This window comes from Siansivirga zeaxanthinifaciens CC-SAMT-1, assembly GCF_000941055.1.
In the GTDB taxonomy this organism is placed as follows: Bacteria; Bacteroidota; Bacteroidia; order Flavobacteriales; family Flavobacteriaceae; genus Siansivirga; species Siansivirga zeaxanthinifaciens.
Map to the genome: position 1 here is coordinate 511,185 of NZ_CP007202.1, position 25,597 is coordinate 536,781.

Annotated in this window: 13 protein-coding genes; 4 read left to right on the plus strand and 9 right to left on the minus strand. The window is 36.8% G+C overall.

The genetic code is table 11. The annotated features are described in order from the left end of the window. Positions 1-8: 8 nt before the first annotated feature. The 7 genes from AW14_RS14375 to AW14_RS02435 all read right to left on the minus strand — a co-directional run bounded on the left by AW14_RS14375 (position 9) and on the right by AW14_RS02435 (position 14,263). On the minus strand, positions 9-6,479 hold the full coding sequence (locus tag AW14_RS14375; protein ID WP_052647412.1) for a DUF7507 domain-containing protein: 6,471 nt from the start codon (positions 6,477-6,479) through the stop codon (positions 9-11). Between the two features lie 20 nt (positions 6,480-6,499). Beyond that, on the minus strand, positions 6,500-9,256 hold the full coding sequence (locus AW14_RS02410) for a LamG domain-containing protein (RefSeq protein WP_044637360.1): 2,757 nt from the start codon (positions 9,254-9,256) through the stop codon (positions 6,500-6,502). 263 nt (positions 9,257-9,519) lie between these two features. Further along, complete coding sequence (gene ypfJ / locus AW14_RS02415) at positions 9,520-10,419, minus strand: KPN_02809 family neutral zinc metallopeptidase (RefSeq protein WP_044637361.1); 900 nt, start codon at positions 10,417-10,419, stop codon at positions 9,520-9,522. A 177-nt stretch (positions 10,420-10,596) separates the two neighbouring features. Further along, positions 10,597-11,250, minus strand: a complete 654-nt coding sequence (locus AW14_RS02420) for a toxin-antitoxin system YwqK family antitoxin (RefSeq protein WP_084708736.1) — start codon at positions 11,248-11,250, stop codon at positions 10,597-10,599. A 9-nt stretch (positions 11,251-11,259) separates the two neighbouring features. Next, positions 11,260-12,300: an NADP(H)-dependent aldo-keto reductase gene (locus AW14_RS02425; protein WP_044637363.1), complete on the minus strand. Its 1,041-nt coding sequence runs from the start codon at positions 12,298-12,300 to the stop codon at positions 11,260-11,262. Between the two features lie 209 nt (positions 12,301-12,509). Next, positions 12,510-13,469, minus strand: a complete 960-nt coding sequence (locus AW14_RS02430; RefSeq protein ID WP_044637364.1) for an OmpA family protein — start codon at positions 13,467-13,469, stop codon at positions 12,510-12,512. A gap of 32 nt (positions 13,470-13,501) precedes the next feature. Continuing rightward, positions 13,502-14,263, minus strand: coding sequence for an exodeoxyribonuclease III (locus AW14_RS02435; protein ID WP_044637365.1), 762 nt, complete (start codon positions 14,261-14,263; stop codon positions 13,502-13,504). Between the two features lie 121 nt (positions 14,264-14,384). Here AW14_RS02435 and AW14_RS14905 point away from each other — a divergent pair, with 121 nt between their 5' ends. The 4 genes from AW14_RS14905 (at position 14,385) to AW14_RS02455 (ending at position 23,785) form a co-directional block, all read left to right on the plus strand. Then, a complete protein-coding gene (locus AW14_RS14905) occupies positions 14,385-17,807 on the plus strand; it encodes a hypothetical protein (protein ID WP_044637366.1) in 3,423 nt (1,140 codons plus the stop codon). 50 nt (positions 17,808-17,857) lie between these two features. Beyond that, complete coding sequence (locus AW14_RS02445; protein WP_044637367.1) at positions 17,858-18,250, plus strand: hypothetical protein; 393 nt, start codon at positions 17,858-17,860, stop codon at positions 18,248-18,250. A gap of 75 nt (positions 18,251-18,325) precedes the next feature. Next, the gene (locus AW14_RS02450) at positions 18,326-22,639 is read left to right on the plus strand and encodes a CusA/CzcA family heavy metal efflux RND transporter (RefSeq protein ID WP_044637368.1); all 4,314 of its coding nucleotides are present in this window, start codon (positions 18,326-18,328) and stop codon (positions 22,637-22,639) included. A 3-nt stretch (positions 22,640-22,642) separates the two neighbouring features. Further along, entirely contained in the window at positions 22,643-23,785 is a 1,143-nt protein-coding gene (locus AW14_RS02455; protein ID WP_044637369.1) for an efflux RND transporter periplasmic adaptor subunit, read from the plus strand. A gap of 19 nt (positions 23,786-23,804) precedes the next feature. Here AW14_RS02455 and AW14_RS02460 read toward each other — a convergent pair whose 3' ends face one another. Both AW14_RS02460 and AW14_RS02465 read right to left on the minus strand, forming a co-directional pair. Further along, positions 23,805-24,731, minus strand: coding sequence for a M28 family peptidase (locus AW14_RS02460; RefSeq protein WP_052647413.1), 927 nt, complete (start codon positions 24,729-24,731; stop codon positions 23,805-23,807). Positions 24,732-24,816: 85 nt separating this feature from the next. Continuing rightward, the gene (locus tag AW14_RS02465) at positions 24,817-25,560 is read right to left on the minus strand and encodes a succinate dehydrogenase/fumarate reductase iron-sulfur subunit (RefSeq protein ID WP_044637370.1); all 744 of its coding nucleotides are present in this window, start codon (positions 25,558-25,560) and stop codon (positions 24,817-24,819) included. Positions 25,561-25,597 lie beyond the last annotated feature (37 nt).

Below are 25,597 nucleotides of genomic sequence, written 5' to 3' on the forward strand. Positions count from 1 at the left end.
GATTGTACTTAATTACGGTCGGAAACAGACAATGGAACAGGATAAACAACCAGTTCTGCCAGGTCCCCGTTTAATTTATTCCTGTTATTACCACCTCCAATTACCGGGACATCCAAGGTAATCGAAGCAAATTCACCTCCTAGATCCTGTGTAACCGTTGCACCCGCTCCATTTACAAATGCACTTGCCAGTGCAGGACTTACATCTACGCTACTGATAGAATAGGCAGTTGCTGCATTGGGATTTGTAAAAAACTGGTCGTTTCCATTTTCATCAGCAATTTTCAAACCATTGAACAGACCAGAAAACACCGCTTCATCTGCGATTGTTCCTCCCAAAATGGTTCCCTGAGTTGTTAAGTCTTTATATTTAAAAACGCCATACGCCTCCACTGCGGTTATAGCAGCTGAACCAGTAAGTCCATTATCTGGTAGCCCATTACCTACTGAATTTGTAAAATTAACTATAGGATTAAAATTCACTGAATTATTAACGACTGTAGGGGTTCCATTTACTGAAAAAGTGTTTGTACCCGTTTGATCTGTCCACCCAGTTAAGTTGCTTCCTAAAGTAGAAATACCATCATCTGTTTTTAGCCACAAATTACTTCCCACGATTCCACCAGGAAAGGCTTTGAAGTTTACTGTAGCTGAACTTTGAAGAGCTGGCATGGCTCCTGCAGGAGAATTCCCGTTTGCCGTGGCTGTATTGGTATAGGTCTGAGCCGAAATTTCTGCACCAGTGATTGTGTAAGCGGCTGTGTACGTCCAAGATTCTCCCGGATCCAGTACATTCAATGGAGCAGAATCCCCTGTAAATGTCGAAGACACCGTGCTACCAGGGTCTGAAACACTCACTCCTGAAATACTTACATTTCCTGTGTTTTCTATTACCAGGTTGTAACTCATCACATCTCCAATGTTTGTGAAATTTAGAGTTTGAGCTGTTTTCGTAAATGTCCAAGATGGATTTTGAACAGCCGTGACCCTTACTGTGTTTGAAGTAGCATCTGCCAAATTTCCACCAGCTGGCGTACCAGAAATCGTTGCGGTATTTTCTACAAAACCTCGATCTAAATCCGCTTGAGTCGTAGTATAGGCACCTACATATCTCCATGCCTCACCAGGACTTAAAATCCCATCGTTCCCAATATCAGTTCCTTGGATTGGGGTTTGTAATAAGTTTGGAATTAGTGGGTCATTGATTGAAATTCCTGAAATACTAACATTCCCAGTATTGGTGGCTATAAACTCATAAGGCAATCCAAAACCAGTTGTACTAAAGGATGTTGAAGAACTTCGTTTGGTTAATGTCCAAGAAGGATTTGGATCTGGGCCCCTTACCGTAACTGTATTGGATATTCCCGGAGCCAAAGTTCCGTTATTAGGAATTCCGGTAGCTGTAGCGGTGTTGCTGTAGCTACCTGCGTCGATATCTGCTTGGGTGACTCTATGAGTGGCGAAGAAGGTCCATGTCTCTCCTAGATTCAAGATTCCAGATGGAGCAAAATCACCTACTATGGTTTGTGAAAGAGTCGTGTTTGGATCGGTAAGGGTCAATCCGGTGATGGACACATCTCCAGTATTCTCCACTTCAATTTCATAACTAATCAAGTCACCTACTTGATTGTATTCTAGGGTAGTCGTGGATTTAGTAACAGTCCATGAAGGATTATTATTCGCAGTGACCCTTACAGTATTAGAAGTAGCATCTGCCAATATTCCCACAGTCGTTGTACCTGAAATCGTTGCGGTATTTTCTATAAAACCACGGTCTAAATCAGCCTGAGTCGTAGTATAAGCACCTACATATCTCCATGCCTCACCGGGACTTAAAATTCCATCATTTCCAGTATCAGTCCCTTGAATTGGCGTTTGTGACAAGTTGGGTATCAAAGGATCACTGATTGAAATACCCGAAATACTTACATTTCCAGTGTTGGTAGCCACAAATTCAAAGCTCAAACCAACCCCTATAGCATCAAAGGTTGAAGAAGACGCTTGTTTGGTTAATGTCCAAGATGGATTTTGAACGGGCCCAGGTACCGTAACTGTATTGGATATTCCAGGAGCCAAAGTGCCGCTAGCAGGAATTCCGGTAGCGGTAGCGGTGTTGCTGTAGCTACCTGCGTCGATATCTGCTTGGGTGACTCTATGCGTGGCGAAGAAGGTCCATGTCTCACCTACATCCAAGACTCCAGGTTGAGGAAAGTCACCTACAATGGTTTGTGAAAGAGTCGTGTTTGGATCCGTAAGGGTCACCCCGGAAATGACCACATTTCCAGTATTCTCCACTTCAATTTCATAACTAATCAAGTCACCTACTTGATTGTATTCTTGGGTAGTCGTAGATTTGGTAACAGTCCATGAAGGATTTGGGTCACCGGTAACAAAGGTAAAAATCGCTCCATCAGGAAAATTCACTCCATTAAATATCAGCTTGGGACTCACAAAGGAATTTGGAATAATCTGCTGAACTGTACCTGTGGAGAAATCTCCATCTCCATCATTATCAATCAAAAGGCGGTAATTATTGAGATTTGTAGTGACTCCGCTTGTTGTCAGTCCATTCAAATCAAACTCTAGATCTACAGTTCCAGGGTCCATTGTGCGCTGAACTTTCCACTCTCTCCCTAATCTAAACATATTTAAACCGGCTGGAAGATCCGAGAGTTGCTCGAGTAAGCTCCCGTTGTCATGTCCAATAATCAAAAAGGCTTTATCATCCAAAGAACTTGGGTTGATTATTACAATATTTCCCTTGCCGCTTTGACCTATTCCATTACCGCTTCCGGTATTAACACTGTTGGATTGGATTTGATTTAAGCCACTTACATCATCTCGTCCAATACCAAACACATCATTCCAATAATTGGTATCGGTCCAGATTTGATTTCCGTCTGAATCCACATAGGCATTGACAGAAGGATCAAGAGAGACACCATATTTAATGGCCAAATAGGACTGAATTATAGCTTTATTCGATTCTGATAGAGCATTTGGAAATATAAGCAATTCGGCCAAATCTCCATTAAGTCGACCAGTAGTCGCCCCTCCACCAATGGCAGGAGTCAGGTCAATGGATGAAAAATCGTTTCCAGAGTCTTGATTCACTGTGACAGATTGTCCATTTACTCTTGCATCTGCTAAAGCAGGATTTAAATCAATGGAACTGATAGAAAATGTTGTACCCGAGTTAAGATTTGTGAATGCTTGTTGATTGCCGTTGCTATCTTGATTTTTTAGACTATTTGATAAACCCACAAAAAATCCACCTTGTCCCGCTGTATTTCCAACAACCGTTCCTTCAAAAGTGGAGTTTTCATACTTAAACACTCCAAAGGCTTCCACCCCGCTAATTTGGGTATTTCCCAATAGACCATTGTCAGGAAGTCCATTACTCTGCGGTTGGAAAAAATTGACGGTTGGATTGAAATTCAATGAGCTGTCATTGACAGCAGGAGTGCCTACCACTGAAAAATTATTGGAGAAACTCTGATCGACCCAGTTAGTTAATTTTCCGGAATTTGTGCTTACACCCTGATCACTTTTTAACCAGAGATTTGGCGATTGAAAAAGGGTGGCATTAAATGAACTTACCAGTGTAAACACTGAATTGTCTGGCAGTGACACATTTGAAAAAAGTAGCACCCCGTTAAAGTAATCGGGCGTGAATTCCGTGACCGTACCCGTAGTAAAATCCCCATCTCCATCTGTGTCTACCAATAATCTGTAGTTATTTGGCTGATTGCCTCCCAGCGAAATACCCAACAGATCTAGGCTCAGATTTACTGTACCTACATCATTGGTGTGACTTACCTTCCATTCGCGTCCGATCCGTTTTGCATTTGTCAATCCGGAAGGCAATTCACTGGTTTGCTCTGCTATTGCACCGTTGTCATGACCGATCAGCAAGAAGTCACCGGGATCCAATGAAGAAGGGTTGCTCAAAACAATATTCCCCTTTCCAATCTGCCCGGTACCATCACCGCTACCGGTATTCATGCTATTGGATTGTGTTTGGTTTAATCCAGAGTCCCCATCTGAGCCAATCCCGAAGACATCATTATGATAGGAGGCATTCGCTGTTGCATCCCAAATAAGATTTCCAAAGCCGTCTAGATAAGACCCTGGTAGATGAATACCATATTTAATTGCGAGGTATGATTCAACTTTAAGTTTATCAACCGGAGAAAGTCCCGCAGGAAATGTAATTACTTCTGCCAGATTCCCATTAAACGGGATCCAACCAAAAGGATTACCATTATTATTTGTGCCCCCAATCATTGGGGTCAATAAAATATTAGAAAAATCACCTCCAGTTGCTGTTGTTACGGGTTGTGTGGTACCATTTATCCTGGCAGTAGCAAAGGGTGAGGTGGATAAGGATACATCTAGATTGTTGATACTGTAAGCATTTACAAAATCAGTATTTTCAAAACTTTGGTAGGTACCATCTCTACCATCGCCCACATAAACCCGAAAATCACGTGACGAGCCAAAAATTGCCTTCCCATAATTAGTACCTGAGGTAGCTCCGCCAAGAATTGTACCTGTATTACTTGAACTATTATGCTTGAAAACAGCAAAGGCATCTACGTAAGAAATTTCGGTATTCCCGGTCAGGCGATGCGTAGGCAATACCGTTTGACTAGTGGTGTTATTGAAGCCAACTACCGGATTAAAGTTAACCACATCAGAAGCAAAGGTTGGTGTGCCTGTAATGGTAAAGGTATTCGTACCTGTTTGATCCACCCATCCACTTAAATTCCCTGCATTTTGCGAAGTTCCATCATTAGCTCTTAGCCAAAGATTTGAGGTTACAAACAGGGAATTGTTAAAATAAGTAAGCAGTGTAAAAACCGCATTATTTGGCAGTGTAACATTTGAGAAAGAGATTATATCAGATGCATAAGTATCTGCTGCCACCTCAGTTACTGTACCTGTTGAAAAATCTCCATCTCCATCCGTATCGATCAAAAGGATAAAATCCGAAGCTCCAGTGCCAGTAAAAGTCAAACCAAGGGCATTGAAAGTTAAATCTATTGTTCCTAAATCATTGGTATGACTTACTCTCCATTCCCTTGCTAATCGGGCACTTCCCCTATAATTAGTAGGCAAGTCTGTCGCTTGCTCGGTTAATGCACCATTGTCATGCCCTATCATCAAAAAGTCACCATCATCCAAGGAAGAAGGATTGCTGAGAACTATGTTTCCTTTTCCAGATTGACCGGTTCCATCACCGGAACCCGTATTGATACTGTTAGACTGGGATTGATTTAATCCACTAGCATCCTCTCTTCCTATTCCAAAAACATCGTTCCAATAAGCTGTGTTGTTCCAAATCAATGTTCCGCTGGAAGCCACATAATCGGTTACGGATGGGTCCAGAGTGATGCCATATTTGATGGCCAAATACGATTGGACTTTTTTCTTTTCTACATCTGAAAGAGAGTTTGGGTAAACTACTAATTCCACCAAATCTCCACTTAGCTTGCCTACATTTGCTCCACCGCCAATAACAGGGGTTAGATTAACTGAGGCAAAGTCAACTCCATTATCTTGGGTAACACTTGCGACTGCTCCGTTAACTTTTGCCGCGGCAAGGGTTGGCGATAAATCTATTGCACTTATTGAAAAAACAGAGGATAGGTTTGAATTTTGAAATATTTGATCATTTCCATTGCTATCCCGGGCCTGCAGCGTATTAAGTAAACTAGCAAAAAATCCTCCATCAGCCAATCTGTTGCCCAGAATAGTCCCTTGAACAAATAGTTCTTTGTATTTAAATACTCCAAACGCCTCTACACCTCTAATTTCGGTATCACCTATTAATCCATTAGCAGGTAAGCCAGAATCTGTTTGATTGGTGAAATTAATAGACGAATTGAAATTAACGGAATTATTAACGACTGTGGGGGTTCCAATTACACTAAAGGTGTTAATGCCTGTTTGATCAGTCCAACCCGTTACGTTGTTACCAGAAGTTGTAACATCACCATCTGTTTTCAACCATAGGTTAGCACCAGCAACTCCGGGGCCGGCAGTATTAGTAACCAAGGTAAATACGGTCCCATCAGCCAAGGAGATCCCTGGGAATGTCAATATATTAGAACTAAAGCTAGCTGGAAGCACAACAGTAGCTCCTGAAGAAAAATCTCCATCGGCGTCTAGTAATAATTGAAAACTATCAAGAGTTCTTGTACTAAAGTTTAACCCAGTTAAATCAATCGTAAGGTCAACTGTACCTACATCTCCTGTATGTTTTACTTTCCATTCCCTTGCTAATCGGGCACTTCCTATATAATTAGTAGGCAAGTCTGTCCCTTGCTCGGTTAATGCACCATTGTCATGCCCTACCATCAAAAAGTCACCATCATCCAAGGAAGAAGGATTGCTGAGAACTATGTTTCCTTTTCCGCTTTGGCCGGTGCCATCTCCAGATCCTGTGTTTTTGCTATTGGATTGTGTTTGATTCAATCCACTTCCATCGTCTTTACCTATTTCAAAATGTCATACTTATATGTTGCGTTGGCCGGCCAGAAAGTTGTTCCAGCAGCCGAGGTGTAAGCCACTGCCGAAGTGTTATCACCTAAGGAAATCCCATATTTAATGGCTAAATAGCTTTGAATCTTAGCTAGATCTGCATCGCTTAAACCAGAAGAATGATAGGATAACTCTGCAATTTCACCCCTGAAGAAAAAGGAAGGAGTAGAACTGTTAAGGCCATAGGCAATATGAAAAGGCTTTACGGTATTTTGAATGTATGAACCGACTGGTGCTGTACCTGCCAGTTGTCCGTCTTTATAAAAATTAACATTGGCACCATCGTACTTAACCGTAAGTAGATCCCATTGATTTATTGATGTATTTCCTCCACGAATTTGTGTATAACCGCTACCGTTTTTAAGACCAAAATTCCATTTTAGTTGTCCCCCATCAAAAGCATTATCTAAGGAATATCCTGCTCCGGTTGTACTATTGTCATATGTGTCTATAACCTTGCCTCCTGAAAGGTTGTTCGGCCTCAAGACTACAATGTTAATTGTAAAAGTTGGTGAATTTAAGACAGGTGAATAAGGTATGGTAACTCCGTCATTGGTTCCATCAAAAGCCACTGAGGGTTGGAAATTGACTTTTTGAGTTCTAATCTGCGGATTACTTTCAATAGAAGAAGTGAAATTACCTGTTTGATCTAGCCAAGATGTTAAAGTTCCTGATGAAGACGTGGTTCCTGCATCTGCTTTAAGCCATAAAGCAGCTCCGGGTACTCCAGGTCCAGGGCCTCCGCTAGTTTTAGTAATAAAAGTAAATACTGCACCTTGTGGTAAGATAACTGCATCAAAAGTTATAACATTTCCAGAATAAGAATTGGCATCAAGTACTGTAACAGTGCCATCTTCAAAATTTCCGTTGCCATCCGTATCAATCAATAGTTTGAAATCTGAAGCTTGAGTTCCAGAAAAAGTTAAACCAAGAGTATTGAAAGTTAAATCAATAGTTCCTACATCATTGGTATGATTCACTTTCCATTCTCTTCCGATTCGTTGTGAACCAGCCAGACTTGCAGGTACTTCATTGCTTTGCTCAGTTAAAGCCCCATTATCATGACCTATCATCAAAAAATCCCCGTCTGCCAAAGTGGAAGGATCACTGATCACGATGTTTCCTTTGCCGCTTTGACCCGTACCGTCACCAGAACCGGTATTGATGCTGTTCGATTGGGATTGATTTAATCCGCTGGCGTCATCGCGGCCAATTCCAAATACATCGTTCCAATAATTCTCATCATCCCAAAGTATAGTTCCGTTACTGGCTTCATAATGAGTTAAGGTCTGGGTGTTTTTGTTTAAAGTAATGCCATATTTAATAGCCATGTAGGTCATTAACCTGCGAACATTTGACGGATCATTTAATAAAGGAGTAGGATAAGTAACGATCTCGGCCACTTCCCCATTAAAAGGATTCCAACCGCTGGCATTTCCATTATTGTTGGTTCCCCCTACCATTGGGGTTACAGTGATATCTCTAAAATTGGTGGTAAAAGAAAAAACACCTTCATTTCCATTATTCAGAAAGAATTTGCCTGGTAATCCACTAAAATCAATTAATGCTATGGAAAAATCATTCCTATCTAGATTAAAGAATCCTTTAAAAATATCATCCCCTCGACCAATTAATTGGTTTTCATTTCCTCTATAACCAAACAATCCTGGTCCATAAATTGGACCGGGTACTGTACTTCCGAGCAAAGTTGAGGTATTTGAATTACTCTTCATTACCACTATAGCAGATTGAACCTGAATAGAAGTATTTCCCTCCAGGCGGCTTGAAGGTAAAGTAGAAGGGGCATCTGTATTATTAAATGAAACCGTTGGATGAAAGTTTATTCCATTGGCTACATAACCCGGCGTACCAATTACTGTAAAATTATTAACACCTGCCTGATCTTGCCATCCAGTTAAATTGTTTCCACTATTTGCAAGCCCTACATCAGTTTTTAGATGCAAAGTTTTTCGGGGTACGCTCTCCCAAGTTGGACCATTAACTAGAGTTCCATTTAACCCCGAGACATTGGTACTGCTATTCGAAAACGAGCTGCCACTTCCCTCATTAAATTCATAATTAGCAACTAGGTTATTTTCATTTGGAGGAATGCTTCTTGAAATATTATTTCTTATTTGCTGATCGGTCAGTGCTGCATTCCAAATTCTCACATAATCAATTAATCCATCAAAATAATCACCGCCCGTAGTGTAATCAGCCCCTATATAAAGCGCATTTCCATTTGGTTTATCTGGGCTATACCCATGATTTGTGGTTCGATCCAAGTTTCCATTCACATATAGCCTAAATTCGCTTCCATTATAGGTCGCAGCTACATGTGTCCAGACTCCTACTTGTACTGGAGTGTTTGAAGTTAAGTATTGAAATGCTCCTTGATTTCCATAGGCAAGAACCCACCGGTTATTGTAATTGTAAAGAATAGCTCCGTAAGCATTCACCCCATTATTATAAGAAGCTCCTGTTGAAACAATTGCTTTGTAAGTATTATTTGAAACGTCAGCTCTTACCCAAGCCTCAATAGTAAATTGATTAGGCTTTAAAGCATCATTATGAGACACTTGCCCATATTGGTTAATCCCATTAAAATCAAGAGCATAATTTTGTGCCTCGGAGGTATAATTTAATATGAAAACAAATATTAAAATTAAACTTATTTGAATAGGAAAAGTTTCACGTAGTTTTCTTTTCATGAGTAGATCGTTAGGTTAAAACAATTTTAAGACAAAAATAAAAAAACTTTTATAAAAATACTTTAAACCACTGTCAATCTTAAAACTACATTTTAAATACTTATTTCTAAAAGCATCAAAATTTATAATAAAAACTCAATATTATCTTGTCATTTTACATAAAAACAAATAAAAACTGTAAAATTAATTAATATCGAAATAAAATAAGATATTTACTACATATTTACCAATTACTATAATTTGTTTTATAATAATTTAATTGTTTATAACGCCGAAGCACTAAAGGTATCGCCTTGCGATAAATCGCCCGTTTCAAAACCTTTTCTAAACCAACGCATACGTTGCGCAGAGGTGCCATGTGTAAACGAATCTGGAACCACTCTGCCCGTTGCTTGTTTTTGCAATCTATCGTCGCCAATAGCATTAGCAGCATTCATAGCCTCTTCCAGATCGCCGGTTTCCATCATACCTGTCATTTTCTGCGAATGATGTGCCCAAACACCAGCTAAAAAATCAGCTTGAAGTTCCAACCTAACCGAGTATTTATTGTATTCTGTTTGGCTTACTTGTCCTCTTAAACGATTCATTTTATCTGTAATACCGGTTATTTTTTGAATATGATGCCCAACTTCATGAGCTATAACGTAAGCTTGGGCAAAGTCGCCAGGAGCATTCATACGGCGGGCCATTTCATCAAAAAAACTTAAATCTAAATATAATTTTTCGTCACCTGGGCAATAAAAAGGACCTGTAGCACTCGATGCAGCACCACAAGCCGAAGACACCGAGCCAGTAAAAAGCACCAAGGTTGGCTCTCTATAATTCTTTAAAAGTTTATTCCATACAACTTCGGTATCGCCTAAAATGGTAGCACAAAATTGCGCCAACTCTTCATCTTCTGCTGTTGATTGATACCCTTCGGAAGATTCGGTTTGAAAACCACCTCCGCTTAATAAATTGCTAATTATGCTTAACGGATTTTTACCTAACACTAAAGAGATAACTAAAAATATCCCGACAATAAACAGCCCTACTTTGGAAAAAAGCAGTTTAATTAAAGGCGTTAATAATGATGGATTTACACCTCCAAAACTTTGTCTTGGACCACTTTGACCTCTACGATCTTCCACATTTGTGCTTTGTCTTCTACCTTGCCATTTCATAAAATTACATAATTAGTTGCCAATTTATTTGCGTAACAATTTACATATAAAATTGATTTATTATAGAAAAGAATTTACAGTATTACGCACATTTAAGCATCAGGACGATTTTTAAACAATCCATTACAGGAATAAAAAAACATTTTGGAAATTTCATATTTCTGGTGAACCTTCTATTTACATAGGCTTACCCAAAACATAATTTATGGATTTTACATACTTGCCATTTTCATCATAAAATTTCCAAACACCGTGCATTTTACCGTCTTTAAGGCTTCCTATTTTGTAAAGTTCACCATTTTCATGAAATGTTTTTAATACATCAACAGGTTTTCCATCTACATAAAAACCCGTTTGATTTACATTTCCGTTGTCATAATAACTATACCAAATACCTTCTGGAACGCCGTTTATGTATGTTAATTTTTCAAGTAAGTTGCCGTTTTTATCATAATTTTTCCAGGCACCTACTTTTATATCCTTTTTATATTGTCCTTGAGATATTAAAATTCCTTTGGGCGTATAAAATGAAATCTCGCCAATTGGTTTTCCATTTAAGAGTTCAGAGGTGTAATAGCCGTTTAAAGATTGGTCTTGGTTATAATCGTAAGTAGTCCATAAACCAACTGGTATTTTATTTTTAAAATATCCTTCGTGCGTTTTCTGCTCGTTTTCATTATAATAAACCCAATAACCGCTTTTTTGGTTGTTTTTATAAGTTCCTTTAGATTTAAATTTTCCAGATTTATAATATTCAACATGCGTTTTTGGTTCTTGTGCGAACAAGAACATAAATTGACAACATACGAGTATAGAAATTAGAAACCTCATTTAATTTTTTTATACAGCTGGATTAGGAATTTGAGCGTGCACGGCATTTATTTGTTCTAAAATAGCTTCACTTAAGCTAACATGTATAGAATTTATATTTTCTTTTAACTGCTCTAAACTGGTTGCACCAATAATATTACTGGTTACAAAAGGTTGCTGGGTTACAAAAGCTAAACTCATTTGAGCCAATGTTAAGTTATTGTCTTCGGCAATTTTTAAATAACGTTTTGTAGCTTCGGTACAGGATTCGCTGCTGTAACGTGCAAATCTTGGAAATAATTTTAATCGTGCATTATCGGCAGCGGTGCCTTTTATGTATTTACCCGAAAGTACTCCAAATGCCATAGGAGAATAGGCCAATAAACCTAAGTTTTCGCGAATTGAAATTTCTGCCATATCACCCTCGTAAATTCTATTTATTAACGAATATGCATTTTGAATTGTTTTCATGCGTGGTAAACTATGTACTTTAGATTCTTCTAAAAATCGCATGGCTCCCCAAGCTTTTTCGTTAGACATACCAATGTGACGAATTTTACCTGCCTTAATTTGTGCCTCTAGTTTATGTAACACTTCATTAAAATTATCGGTCCAGGCATCGTCTGGATTATGCTTATAGTCGCGGGTTCCAAAGGTATTCGTTTCGCGTTCTGGCCAATGTATTTGGTATAAATCTATATAATCGGTTTGCAGACGTTTTAATTCGCTATTAATGGCTTCTTCAATAGAATTACCAGTCAAACCTGTAGTTCTTATATGTGCTGTATAATCGCTTGGACGCCCAACTATTTTACTTGCAATAACGACTTTATCTCGATGGCCTGTATTTTTTAACCATGTACCAATAATTTTACTTGTTGCTCCTTGAGTTTCGGGGCTTGCTGGCACCGGATACATTTCGGCAGTGTCTATAAAATTAACACCTTGCTCTAATGCATAATTTAATTGGGCATGTCCTTCGGCTTCGGTATTCTGGTTTCCCCAGGTCATGGTTCCAAGGCAAATTTTACTAACTTTTATATCGGTTTTTGGTATGGTTGTATATTTCATTATTGATGGTTGATGGTTGATGGTATAAAGATAAAAAACCTTTCAGTAGCGAATTAACTGAAAGGTTTAAAACTATGTTAAGATTTGCGTTAGCGGTTACTCATAAGTTTTATTTCAAACTTGGAAATCGTGAATGCTTAGCATTTACAGTGTAAAGCCCACATGCGATATATCTTGAAAATATTATTTCAAGACACCAGAACTAACATTTAATTTTCGTTTAGCAACTTAGATAATTCGTCTAATTTTGGTGTTAAAATCACCTCGATTCTACGGTTTTTAGCGCGACCTTCTGGGGTGTCGTTTGTTGCAATAGGCGCAAACTCGCCACGACCGGCAGCAGTTAAATTTTCAGGATTTATATTATTATTTTCACGTAAAATATTTACGATGGCGGTGGCGCGTTTGGTAGATAAATCCCAGTTGCCAACCAATTGTCCGTTGCCTTGATAGGGCACATTGTCGGTGTGGCCTTCAATTAAAACAGCAATGTCTGGATTTTGACCAAGCACACTACCTAGTTGTTGTACCGCACGTTTACCTTCTACGCCTACAGCCCAACTTCCAGAACTAAATAATAATTTATTTTCCATAGAAACGTATACTTTGCCATCGCGTTGTTCGATGGTTAAACCTTTGCCTTCAAAATCGGTTAAGGCTTTTGTAATAGCGTCTTTTAAGGCAGTCATAGCAGCGTCTTTATCGGCTATAACTTTTTCTAATTCTGCAACACGATTCGAGCGATCTTCTAACTCTCTTTTAAGTTTTTCAAGGCGTGCATTTTCTGCGGCCAAGGCTTGTTCTTTAGCATCGAGCTGTGCTAATAATTCTCTATTTTTTTGTGAATTTGCTGCAATAGCTGCTGTGCTGTTTTTCTCTAAAGCGTTGTATGAAGCGGTTAAAGCATCTAAATTTGCTTTGGTTGTATCGTAATCGGCTTGTAATTTGTCGCGTTGGGCAACAGCATCGTTATATGCGGCTTTGAGTTGTTTTAACTCGTTTTCGGCAGCTGTTTTTTCATCTAAAAGCGCTTCGTTATCTTGAGTTAGTTTTCGGTTTTCCTTTTTTAAATTATTGTATTTATTTTCTAAATCTTTATAAACTTTTGGTGACACACACGATGCCAATAAAACCAAGGTTACTAATGCTAATGAAACTTTTTTAATCATTTTACTGTTGTTAGGGTTCGTTCTTTTATAAATTAATTTTCAATTTCTAATAAAATTGGGCAATGGTCGCTATGTACCGCGCTCGTTAGTATAACGGCTCTTTTTATTTTTTCTTGTAATGGCTCTGCAACTAATGCATAATCTAAGCGCCATCCTTTGTTATTTGCTCTGGAATTAGCTCGGTAGCTCCACCAACTAAATTCTTGAACCTCTTTGTTTAAATATCGAAAGGAATCAATAAATCCGCTATCGATAAAATTACCAAGCCATTCACGCTCTTCAGGTAAAAACCCCGACACACCTTTCATTTTAGGATTATGAATATCAATTTCTTCGTGACAAATATTGTAATCGCCACAAATAACCAGGTTTGGAATATCTTTTTTTAAGGTGTTTATATAGTCTTGAAACATGTCCATATATTCAAACTTGTGCTCCAAGCGTGCGTCGTTGGTTCCCGATGGTAAATACAAACTCATTACCGAAACGCCATCGAAATCGGCACGCAGGTTTCTGCCTTCGAAGTCCATCGAATCAATTCCTGTGCCATACTCGACATGGTTGGGTTCTATTTTACTTAAAATAGCGACACCACTATACCCTTTTTTTTGAGCACTAAACCAATAATTGTATTTATAACCTGCTTCGGCAAAGGCATCTACATCTATTTGTTCTTTTAAAGCTTTTATTTCCTGTAAACAAATAACATCTGGATTGGCACTTTTTAACCATTCTAAAAAGCCTTTACTAATAGCTGCGCGGATACCGTTTACGTTGTATGAGATTATTTTCATGAATAATAATAAGATTTTCAGCTAAAATAAATAATGCGTTACTTTTACACTATTAAATTACAGGTCTTTTAACGAAAACTATAATTAAAATATTTTAAGCTATTTTTAGTTTAAGTACATGATGAGAATTACTGCCATACTTTTTATTTTTTTTGTTGGGGTTTGTGCCTGGTCACAAGACCTAAACTCGAACTATAAAAAAATAACGGTTGCTGTAAAAGATTCCATTGCAATTGATAGCGTAAGCATTAATGCGAGCTACTTTTCAATTAAAACAAAAAACAATAAAATTGTAGATTCGTCTTTTTACAGAGTCGATTTTTCAAAAAGCATTTTAACGTTTATAAAACCCATCGATGCAGACTCAATTTCTATTAGTTATTTAAAATATCCCGAATTTTTAACGCGTACTTACAAACAATTAGACGAAAGCCTTATTGTAAATAACACCGACAACATACAAACCTTATATAAACTGTCGCAACCCAGCGAGCCTAAAAATTTTATTCCGTTTGATGGTTTAACAACTTCAGGAAGTATTTCCAGGGGTGTTACGATTGGAAACAACCAAAATTCGGTATTAAAAAGTGAATTAGATCTTCAAATAACGGGAAAACTAAATGATAAAGTATCCCTTCGCGCCTCTATACAAGATGCTAATATTCCTTTACAAGAAAGCGGCTACAGCCAGCGATTAGATGAATTCGACCAGGTTTTTATTGAGCTTTTCAGTGACACATGGAATGTGCGCGCTGGCGATATTGATTTAGAAAATAAAACCTCATACTTTGCTAATTTCTCTAAACGGGTGCAAGGTCTTTCTGTAAAAACGGCACTTGGCAACGAAACAACGAAAACCAATCTTTTTGCTGCTGGTGCCTTGGTTCGCGGACAATTCACCAGAAGTCAGTTTACCGCTCAAGAAGGCAACCAAGGACCATATAAACTTCAGGGGCAAAACGGCGAATTATTTGTGCTTATTGTATCAGGAAGTGAAACGGTTTATGTGAATGGTAGCGTTGTACAACGCGGGGAAGACAAAGATTATATTATAGATTATAATGCCGGCGAAATTATTTTTAACGCTACGTACCCCATAACTTCGGAGATGCGTATTACCGTCGATTATCAATTTAGCGAACGTAATTACTCCCGATTGGTGGCTTACGGTGGCGGAACTATTGAAAGTGAAAAATTAAAAATTGGTGTTTCGGTGTATTCTGAAAACGATGCCAAAAACCAACCGTTGCAACAAAATCTATCGGAAGAACAAGTGCAAATTTTAGTAAATGCCGGAGATGACAAAACTTTAATGGTGGCGCCTTCTGAAGTAAAAGAATCTCAAAACGATAACCGTATTCTATATAAAAAAGAACTTATAAATGGTGTTGAAGCTTTTGTGTTTTCAAACAATCCAGACGACGAATTATACCGCGTAACCTTTTCGCAAGTAGGAGCCAATCAAGGAAACTATGTTTTAAGCAGCTCGAATGCTATTAGTAATATTTATGAATATGCTGGTGAATTTCAAGGCAATTACGCTCCCATCATTCAGCTTATCGCCCCAACAAAACTTCAAATTGCAGTTGTAAATGGGCAATACAACCCTTCTGAAAAAACAGCTATCAATTTTGAGTTTGCAGGAAGTAAAAATGATTTAAATACGTTTTCTAATTTAAATGATGACAATAATGATGGTTATGCGGCCAAACTAAAAATAGCTCAAAGCATAATTAAAAAAGATAGTTTATGGAACCTGGATGTTTTTGCAGATGCCGACTATCTCCAAAAAGATTTTAAAACCATACAACGGTTGTATAATGCCGAGTTTAATCGCGATTGGAATTTAAGTGACCTTAATGGTGCTACTATAACGTTTAATTCGAGTAACCAAACTTTGCTACGCACCGGTTTTAATTTATTTCATCCTGAAAAAGGAAGTGCTAATTATCAATTAGAACACTTAGGATATTCAGGTAATTTTAATGGTAACAGACATGTAATTAATACCAATTTAGTTTTAAATAAATTGCGAATAACATCGTATTCTAGTTTTTTAAACGCAAGTTCTAATATAAATACTTCTACTTTTTTAAGATCGTCGAACCACATTCAATACAGTTTAAATAAAAGTTGGGTTGGTACAAACATAGCCATCGAGGATAACGAACAAAAAGATATTGCCACACAAACACTCACCAATTTAAGTCAGAAATTTAAATCTTACGAAGTCTTTTACGGCATTGGCGATAGCACAAAACTATTTGGTGAAATAGGTTATAAAAACCGTGTAAACGATAGTATTCGAAACAATCAATTACAAAAAGTAAACACCTCCAATACTTTTTATTTAAACACTAGGCTTATTCAAAACACCAAAACCAATTTAGCATTATATGCTAATTACAGAACATTAAAAAGTGAGGAAACTAAGGCAAATAACGAACGTTCTATAAATTCCAGATTACAATTCAATCAAAAATTATTTAAAAATCTGGTGCAATGGAACACCCTTTTTGAAACTAATTCGGGTACACTGCCCCAACAAGATTTTACCTATGTAGAGGTAGAACCCGGACAAGGCACTTACACTTGGATAGATTACAACGGCAATGGCATACAAGAATTGGAAGAATTTGAAATTGCCCAATTTCAAGACCAGGGCAAATACATTCGGGTGCTTCTACCAAATAGAATTTACATAAAAACCCACCAAAACAGATTAAGTCAAACCGTAACTATTAACCCTGCACAATGGGCTGTTAGCGAAAACAAAACTCAAAAATTCTGGTCGCATTTTTACAATCAAACCAGTTATTTGGTTGATAGAAAGTTAAAACGCGATGGCAATAGCTTTAACCTAAACCCATTTAAAACCGATGAAGCTAAGCAACTGGGGCTTCAGTTAAATTTAAGAAATGTATTGTTTTTTAACAGAGGAAAACAACATTATACAACCTCATATACTTACTTATCTAATAAAACCAGAAATATTTTATCGGTTGGATTTATTGAAAACGGGCTTAAAAGCCATCAATTAAATTTTAATCATAAGTTTGAAGAAAGCTGGCTGCTAACATTACAATCCGATTTTGAAAACAACGAAAGTATCAGTGAAAACTTTGTGAGTAAAAATTACAACTTTAATGAAACGCGCTTAAGTCCGAAGCTATCATACCTACTAAACGACAATACTCGCTTCGATTTATACTACCAGCACGCCAGTAAAAAGAATACCATTGGAAACTTTGAAACCTTAAAACAACAGAAATACGGCACCTCGTTTACGTTTTCAAATAAAAACAACAACTCTTTAATTGGTGAATTTAATTATATATCAAACGCATTTACAGGCAATGCCAACACCCCTGTTGCCTACCAAATTCTTGAAGGATTACAGCCAGGAAAAAACTTTACTTGGAGTTTATTGGCACAAAAAAAACTAACTAAGTTTTTAGATTTAAACCTTAGTTATTTTGGTAGAAAAACCGAAACAAGCCAAACCATTCACACGGGCTCGGTACAGCTAAAAGCTTATTTTTAACTTCAAATTAATATCAAGACATTTATTTTTTTTGTACTATTGTCTTTGGTATGAGTAAAATAATTGTTGTTTTATATTCTTTTTTGATTCTTACTCAAAGTTTCAACATAAACATTGAAGACATTTCAAAGTTCAATGCCCTTATGGAACATGCCAAATATCATAAAGAAGTTTACGGCGATTCTTTTTTTAATTTCCTTTCAGAACATTATGGCAACCAAATGGTTCAGCATGAAAATGAGCATACAGGTCATGAAAATTTACCATTTAAGGATCCGCACCACATGCTTTGTCATATAAACACGGCTTTTATTTTAGCGCCATATATTTCTTATTCTTTAAACACATCCATTGTTAAAGAAATTCCTTTAAATTTTCTTTATAAAGAACCCGTTTCTTTACACGAAAAACTTTCTGTTTTTCAACCTCCCAAATTAGCATAATTTTTCTGAATACTTTTTAAACTATTTAAAATCAATATTTTAAATAGAATTTACTAATTTTCATTACATTGAATTATGCTAGAAAACATAATAAAATTCAGCTTAAAAAATAAGCTGATTATTCTACTTTTTACAGCGTTTGTTATTGGTTTTGGGATTTTTTCTTTAACCCAAATTCCCATTGGTGCTGTACCCGATATTACCAATAACCAAGTACAGGTTATAACAACATCAAGAAATTTATCGACTCAAGATGTCGAGCAATTTATAACCTACCCTATTGAGCTTGAAATGGCTAATTTACCGGGTGTAGAAGAAATTCGGTCGGTTTCAAAATTTGGTTTATCGGTTGTTACTATTGTATTTAAAGATCAATTAGGTACCTATTTACCAAGGCAGTTAATTGCCGAGAAAATAAAATCTGCCAGCGAAAAAATACCTAATGGTTTTGGTTCGCCAGAAATGGGACCGATAACAACTGGCCTGGGCGAAATCTATCAATATATTTTAGATGTAAAGCCCGAATTTAAAGACCGGTATTCTGCCACCGATTTACGTACCATACAAGATTGGATTGTTAAGCGTCAACTATCTGGAATTCCCGGTGTGGTCGAGGTAAATACCTGGGGCGGTTATTTAAAACAATACGAAGTTGCCATAAATCCCGAAAAGTTAAAAGCTATGAATATTCATTACATGGATATTCTTGATGCTTTAGAAAAAAACAATAGTATTGCTGGTGGTGGTTACATTGAAAAAACCAATAAAGCCTTTTTTATACGTGGCGAGGGCTTGGTAAATTCGTTAAACGACATAGAACAAATTGTGGTAAAAAACGAAGGTGTACCGGTTTACATAAAAGACATAGCCACCATAGGCTTTGGCAGCGCCACTCGATTTGGAGCCATTACGGGTAATGGCGAAGGCGAAAAAGTTCTGGGCCAGGTCATGATGCTTAAAGACGGAAATTCTAAAGAAGTTATCGATGCCGTTAAAGCACGCGTGGCTTCTATACAAAGTTCGTTACCCGAAGGCGTTTACATAAACGGCTTTTTAGAACGCAGCGAACTTATTGGCAAAACCACCTTTACCGTTGCCGAAAACTTAATTTTAGGCTCACTCATTGTCATATTTGTTGTGGTGTTGCTCTTAGGTAATTTGCGCTCGGGATTGGTCGTAGCATCGGTCATTCCATTGTGTTTACTTTTTGCTATTTCCCTTATGAATATTTTTGGAATAGACGCCAATTTAATGAGTTTAGGCGCTATTGACTTCGGAATTATTATCGATGGTGCTGTTATTATTGTGGAATTTATTGCCTTTCAAATTACGAGTCAGAGTTCTAAGTTAGCATCTCTTTCTGAAGTCGAACAACAAGACCAAATCGATGCGATTACCCATAAAAGCGCCTCTAAAATGATGAATTCTGCCATTTTTGGGCAACTCATCATCTTAATCGTTTTTATCCCCATTTTATCTTTAAGTGGTGTAGAAGGCAAAATGTTTAAACCCATGGCATTAACCTTCAGTTTTGCATTAATTGGGGCTATGATATTTTGTTTAACCTACGTGCCCGTTATTTCGTCTATGTTTTTAAAACCGAACAAACAAAGCGATAAAAACATATCGGTTAGGTTAATGAAATTTTTAACAAAAAAATACAAACCAACCATTCACTGGGCTTTAGAAAACAAAAAAATGGTGGTTTCACTGGCGGGTCTTTTACTGGTAACAAGCATTTGGATTTTCACGACCATGGGTGGTGAATTTGTACCCACTTTAGATGAAGGTGATTTTGTAATTCAGCCTGTTTTAAAAACCGGAACTTCCTTAGGTAAAACCATAGAAGTAACCACTAAAATTGAAAAAATTCTTTTAGATAATTTCCCCGAAGTTGACCAGGTGGTTAGTAGAATTGGTGCTGCCGAAGTACCCACCGACCCCATGAGTATGGAAGAAAGCGATGTTATTATTAAACTAAAATCTAAAAGTGAATGGGTTTCTGCCGAAAGCAAAGACGAGCTTGCCGATAAATTTAAAGAAGCACTGTCTGTAATTCCAGGTATGGAAGTCGAATTTACTCAACCCATAGAAATGCGCTTTAACGAGCTTATTACAGGTGTTCGTGCCGATGTTGCCGTTAAAATATTTGGCGAGGATTTATCTGTTTTAGCAAGCAAAGCCAACGAAATTAAATCGCTTATTCAAAATGTAGAAGGTGCTTCAGATATTATCATTGAAAAAGTAGAGGGTTTGCCTCAAATGAGTGTGAAATTTAACAGAAATAAAATTGCACGATACGGATTAAACATATCCGATGTGAACCAAGTTATTTCCATGGGATTTGCAGGTGCTACGGTAGGCACCGTATTTGAAGGCGAAAAGCGCTTCGATATGGTGATGCGTCTGGATTCCGCCCACAGAACCAATATTGAAAATCTTCAAAATTTATTTATCGATACACCCAGCGGCATAAAAATTCCATTAAATGAATTGGCTGAAATTAAATATACTACAGGGCCTGCTAAAATATCGAGAGATGATACCAAACGTCGCATTGTGGTTGGTATAAACGTTAGAAATCGCGATTTACAATCGGTGGTAGATGATGTTAGAAACATTATAGAAAATAAAGTAAAACTACCTGTTGGATACAGCGTTACTTATGGCGGCCAGTTTGAAAATTTACAAAGTGCCAAGGCTAGATTAATGATTGCTGTACCCATTGCATTAATTCTTATTTTCATTCTTCTGCATTTCGCTTTTGGCTCTATAAAAGAAGCCGCCATGGTTTATTCGGCGATACCACTCTCGGCCGTTGGAGGTATTTTATTGCTATGGTTTAGAGATATGCCGTTTAGTATATCGGCAGGAGTTGGTTTTATTGCGCTTTTTGGTATAGCTGTTTTAAATGGTATTGTTTTAATTGAACATTTTAAAGAACTCAAAGAAGAAGGGATTACTAATATTGAAGAACGCATTAAACGTGGCACTACAGAACGATTAAGACCCGTTTTACTAACAGCGGCAGCAGCGGCCTTAGGTTTTTTACCCATGGCTATTTCTACAAACGCCGGAGCCGAAGTGCAACGCCCATTAGCAACCGTAGTTATTGGTGGTTTGGTTACGGCAACCGTTTTAACGCTTATTGTTTTGCCCGTTTTATATGCTTGGTTTGAAGAAAAAACACAACTTAAAATGAACAAGAAATCTATAATTACAGTGATAATTATTTTGTTATCGGTACAAATAAAAGCACAAAATAAGCCTTTAAATATCGACGAGGTTATTCGTTTGACTATCGAAAATAACGCCCACTTAAAAGCATCATCTTTAAAAGCAGATGAAAGCAAAGCTTTAATAGGTTCGGCATTTAATTTTGATAAAACTGCTATTTATTATCATTACGATGAAAATAATTTAGCCATAAATAACGAGCCTTTAAAGGTGTTTGGCGTGTCGCAGGATTTTAAATTTCCAACGGTTTATTTTGCCGATAAAAAAGTAAATAAAGCGAAATACAATTTACAAAAATCGAATTATGCCATTACTTTAGAAAACATAAAGCGCGAAGTACATTTGGCATATAATCATTTGGTTTATGCTAAAAATAAAGCTGAAACCTATCGCTATTTAGATAGTTTGTATCAAAATTTTGCAAGTTCTGCCGAACGTAGATTTGAGTTAGGTGAAACCAACTATTTAGAAATGATTAGTGCAAAATCGAAACAAAAACAGTTGGAAACAGCTTTTAAACAATCGCAACAGGACGTTATTTTAGCTTCAGAAGAATTGAAAAAATTAGTACAAATTGATAGTTTAACGATTGCTGAATCTGCCTTAGAAAAGCTTGAATTGCAAACCATGTCTTTAGAAAGCAACCTCGGACTTTTATATTTTGAAGACTCGAAATCGTATTACAAAGCTTTAAATCAGCAAGAAAAACAAAACTTACTACCCGATTTAAATGTTGAGTATTTTCAGGGCACTAACAGTGGTTTAAGTGGCAATATTAAAGGCTATCAATTAGGGGTTAAAATTCCTTTGTTTTTTAGTGGAAATGTCTCGAAAATTAAAGCTTCCAATATTGCAAAAGATGTTATTGAAGCCGAACAACAAGATTACAAAGTAAAATTACATTCGGAATACAGTTCGCTACTGGCTAAACTTCAACAGCAGGAAGAAGCCCTTAATTATTACGAAACTCAGGGCAATAAACTTTCAGAAGAAATTATAAAAACAGCCGAACGTACTTTTAAAGAAGGTGAAATTGATTTCTTTCAATATCTGCAAAGTATAGAAACAGCAACCCATATTAAACTTGATTACCTAAACACCATGAATGCTTACAACCAAACGGTTATAGCAATAAACTATTTAATACTTTAAATCATGAAACATATATATATCTTACTTTTTTTGTTCGCATTTATAGCCTGTAAAAACAACGAAAATAATACAGAAAATACCGAAGAAACTTCCATGAATTCAAACGAAATTCAAGTTAACAGCTCGCAATTTACTGGCGAAAACATGGCTTTAGGCAAACTGGAACCTCAGGCATTTAACGAATCTATAAAAGTGAGTGGTTTAATTGATGTGCCACCACATAACAAAGCAAGTGTAAGTTCGTTTATTGGCGGTTATATAACCAAAACACCTTTACTTATTGGCGACAGGGTTAAAAAAGGCCAAATACTTGTAACACTCGAAAATCCTGAATATGTAGAAATACAACAACAGTATTTGGAAGTTTCGGAGCAGATATCGTATTTAAAGTCTGAATACAACAGACAAAAAACACTTTTCGATGAAAAAATAAGCTCGCAAAAAAACTATTTAAAAGCCGAAAGTGGCTATAAAAGCACCTTGGCACTTTACAATGGTTTACGCAAAAAACTGAGTATGCTACATATTAATCCGGCATCGGTAGAGCAGGGAAATATAACGGCAACTATAAATTTATATTCGCCTATTGATGGTTATGTAACTAAAGTAAATGTGAGTAATGGTTTATACATTTCACCTTCCGATGTTATTATGGAAATAATAGATACAGACCATATTCACTTGGAATTAGTGGTTTATGAAAAAGATATTTTACACATTAAAAAAGATCAAAAAATAAGCTTTAAAATTCCTGAAGCATCCAACGAAACTTTTGAAGCCGAAGTTCATTTAGTAGGCACTACTATTAATGAAACTTCGAGAACTGTTAAAGTGCATGCACACATTTTAAACGAAAAACAGGCCAATTTTATAGTAGGCATGTTTGTTGAAGCCCAAATAATTACAGAAGCCCGCACTATATTAGCCTTACCAAAAGAAGCTATTGTAGAACTTGATGCAAAACATTTTGTATTGGTTTTAAAAAGCAAAACTGCCAACACTTATACATTTGAAAAAGTAAAAGTTGATTTAGGTGCAGAAACTGAAGCTTATGCCAGCATTTTAAACCCCGACACCTTATTAAACAAAGACATCTTAGTAAATGGTGCTTTTATGCTAATTAGTGAAGAAAGCGGTGGACATTAACATTAATTTAGATTCGCTGTTAAAGTTTTAACTGATCTATTTTTTGAAATACTTCAATGATAACTTTAACAGCTTCTATATAAAATTTCGGGTGAATATTTTCGAAATCATCGGTTGGTTCGTGATAATCTTCATGGTCATCTACCCCAAAATATATAAATGGTATGTTTTTTTGGTAAAAATTAGCATGGTCGGATGCGAAAGTCCAATTGTCTTTCCAACTGCCATCATCATGACCAATTAATAACTTAATTTTTTTTGAATCTTGTGACTTTAAAATCACCTGTTTCAAAAAATTATGATGTATGGTTCCAACGGCAAACAATTCGTTTTTATCGCTTCTACTAATCATATCCATATTAAGGTTTACTTTAATATCGCTTAAAGTAACCTTAGAATGATTTACAAAATATTTTGATCCCTGCAGCCCTAATTCTTCGGCATCGAAAGCAGCTAAAATAACCGAATATTTTGGTGGATATTTTGAAAGATATTCGGAAAAACTAAATAGCGCACTTATGCCTGAGGCATCGTCGTCTGCGCCATTATAAATCTGCCCAAGTTTAATACCCTCGTGGTCGTAATGCGCACTAATAACAATGTATTTATTAGAAAACTCTGTGCCATTTATAATGCCCAAAACATTTGTTCCTTTATAAAACTTTCCAGAATTAGAAAAAGTAAAATCCTGCTCGTAACTTCCTTTTAAAGGCAATACGCCTAAAGCATGAAACTGATTAATAATATATTTTCTGGCTTTTATGGCACCTTGTGTTCCGGTGCGTCTGCCTTCAAAAGCATCAGAAGATAAAGCCTTAATATGTTTTAAAAGTTGTGATTCACTAAATAAGGAATCGGTAGTAATTGTTTTATTTATTTCAATTTGAGCATTCAGATTAAAACAAAAAAAACAAAGTATTACTTTAAAGTAAAATGTCCTGTACATTTTTATAGATTAAAAAACGAAGCTAATTAAAAAAACCCAAGCTAAAGCCTGGGTTTTAAATTTATTCTATGAAATGATTAAAAAATTAAGAAAACTGCGCTTTCATTAATTCTCTGTTCATTCTTGCAATGTTGTCTAACGAAATGCCTTTTGGACATTCTATTTCGCAAGCACCTGTATTTGTACAGTTACCAAAACCTTCTAAATCCATTTGAGCTACCATGTTTCGTACACGATCGGCAGCCTCTACTTGACCTTGAGGTAATAATGCGTATTGAGATACTTTAGCACCAACAAATAACATAGCACTTGAATTTTTACAAGTTGCTACACAAGCACCACAACCTATACAGGTAGCAGCATCCATAGCTTCATCGGCAGCATGTTTAGAAATTGGAATCGAGTTTGCGTCTTGGGTGTTTCCTGATGTATTTACAGAAATATAACCTCCCGCATGTTGTATGCGATCGAAAGCAGATCTATCTACTACTAAATCTTTAATTACTGGAAAAGCAGCTGCTCTAAATGGCTCTATAGTAATAGTATCGCCATCTTTAAACATACGCATGTGTAACTGGCACGTAGTAACGCCTCTATCGGGACCATGTGCTTCACCATTAATAAACATTGAACACATACCGCATATCCCTTCACGACAATCGTGATCGAAAGCTACAGGTTCTTCGCCTTTATTAATAAGTTGTTCATTCAAAACATCCATCATTTCTAAAAAAGACATGTGTTCTGAAATTTCAGTTACTTTATAATCGACCATTTGACCCTTGGCATTTGAGTCTTTTTGTCTCCAAATTTTAAGTGTTAAATTCATTTTTATTAGTTTTTGGTTATTGGTTGTTGGTTAATAG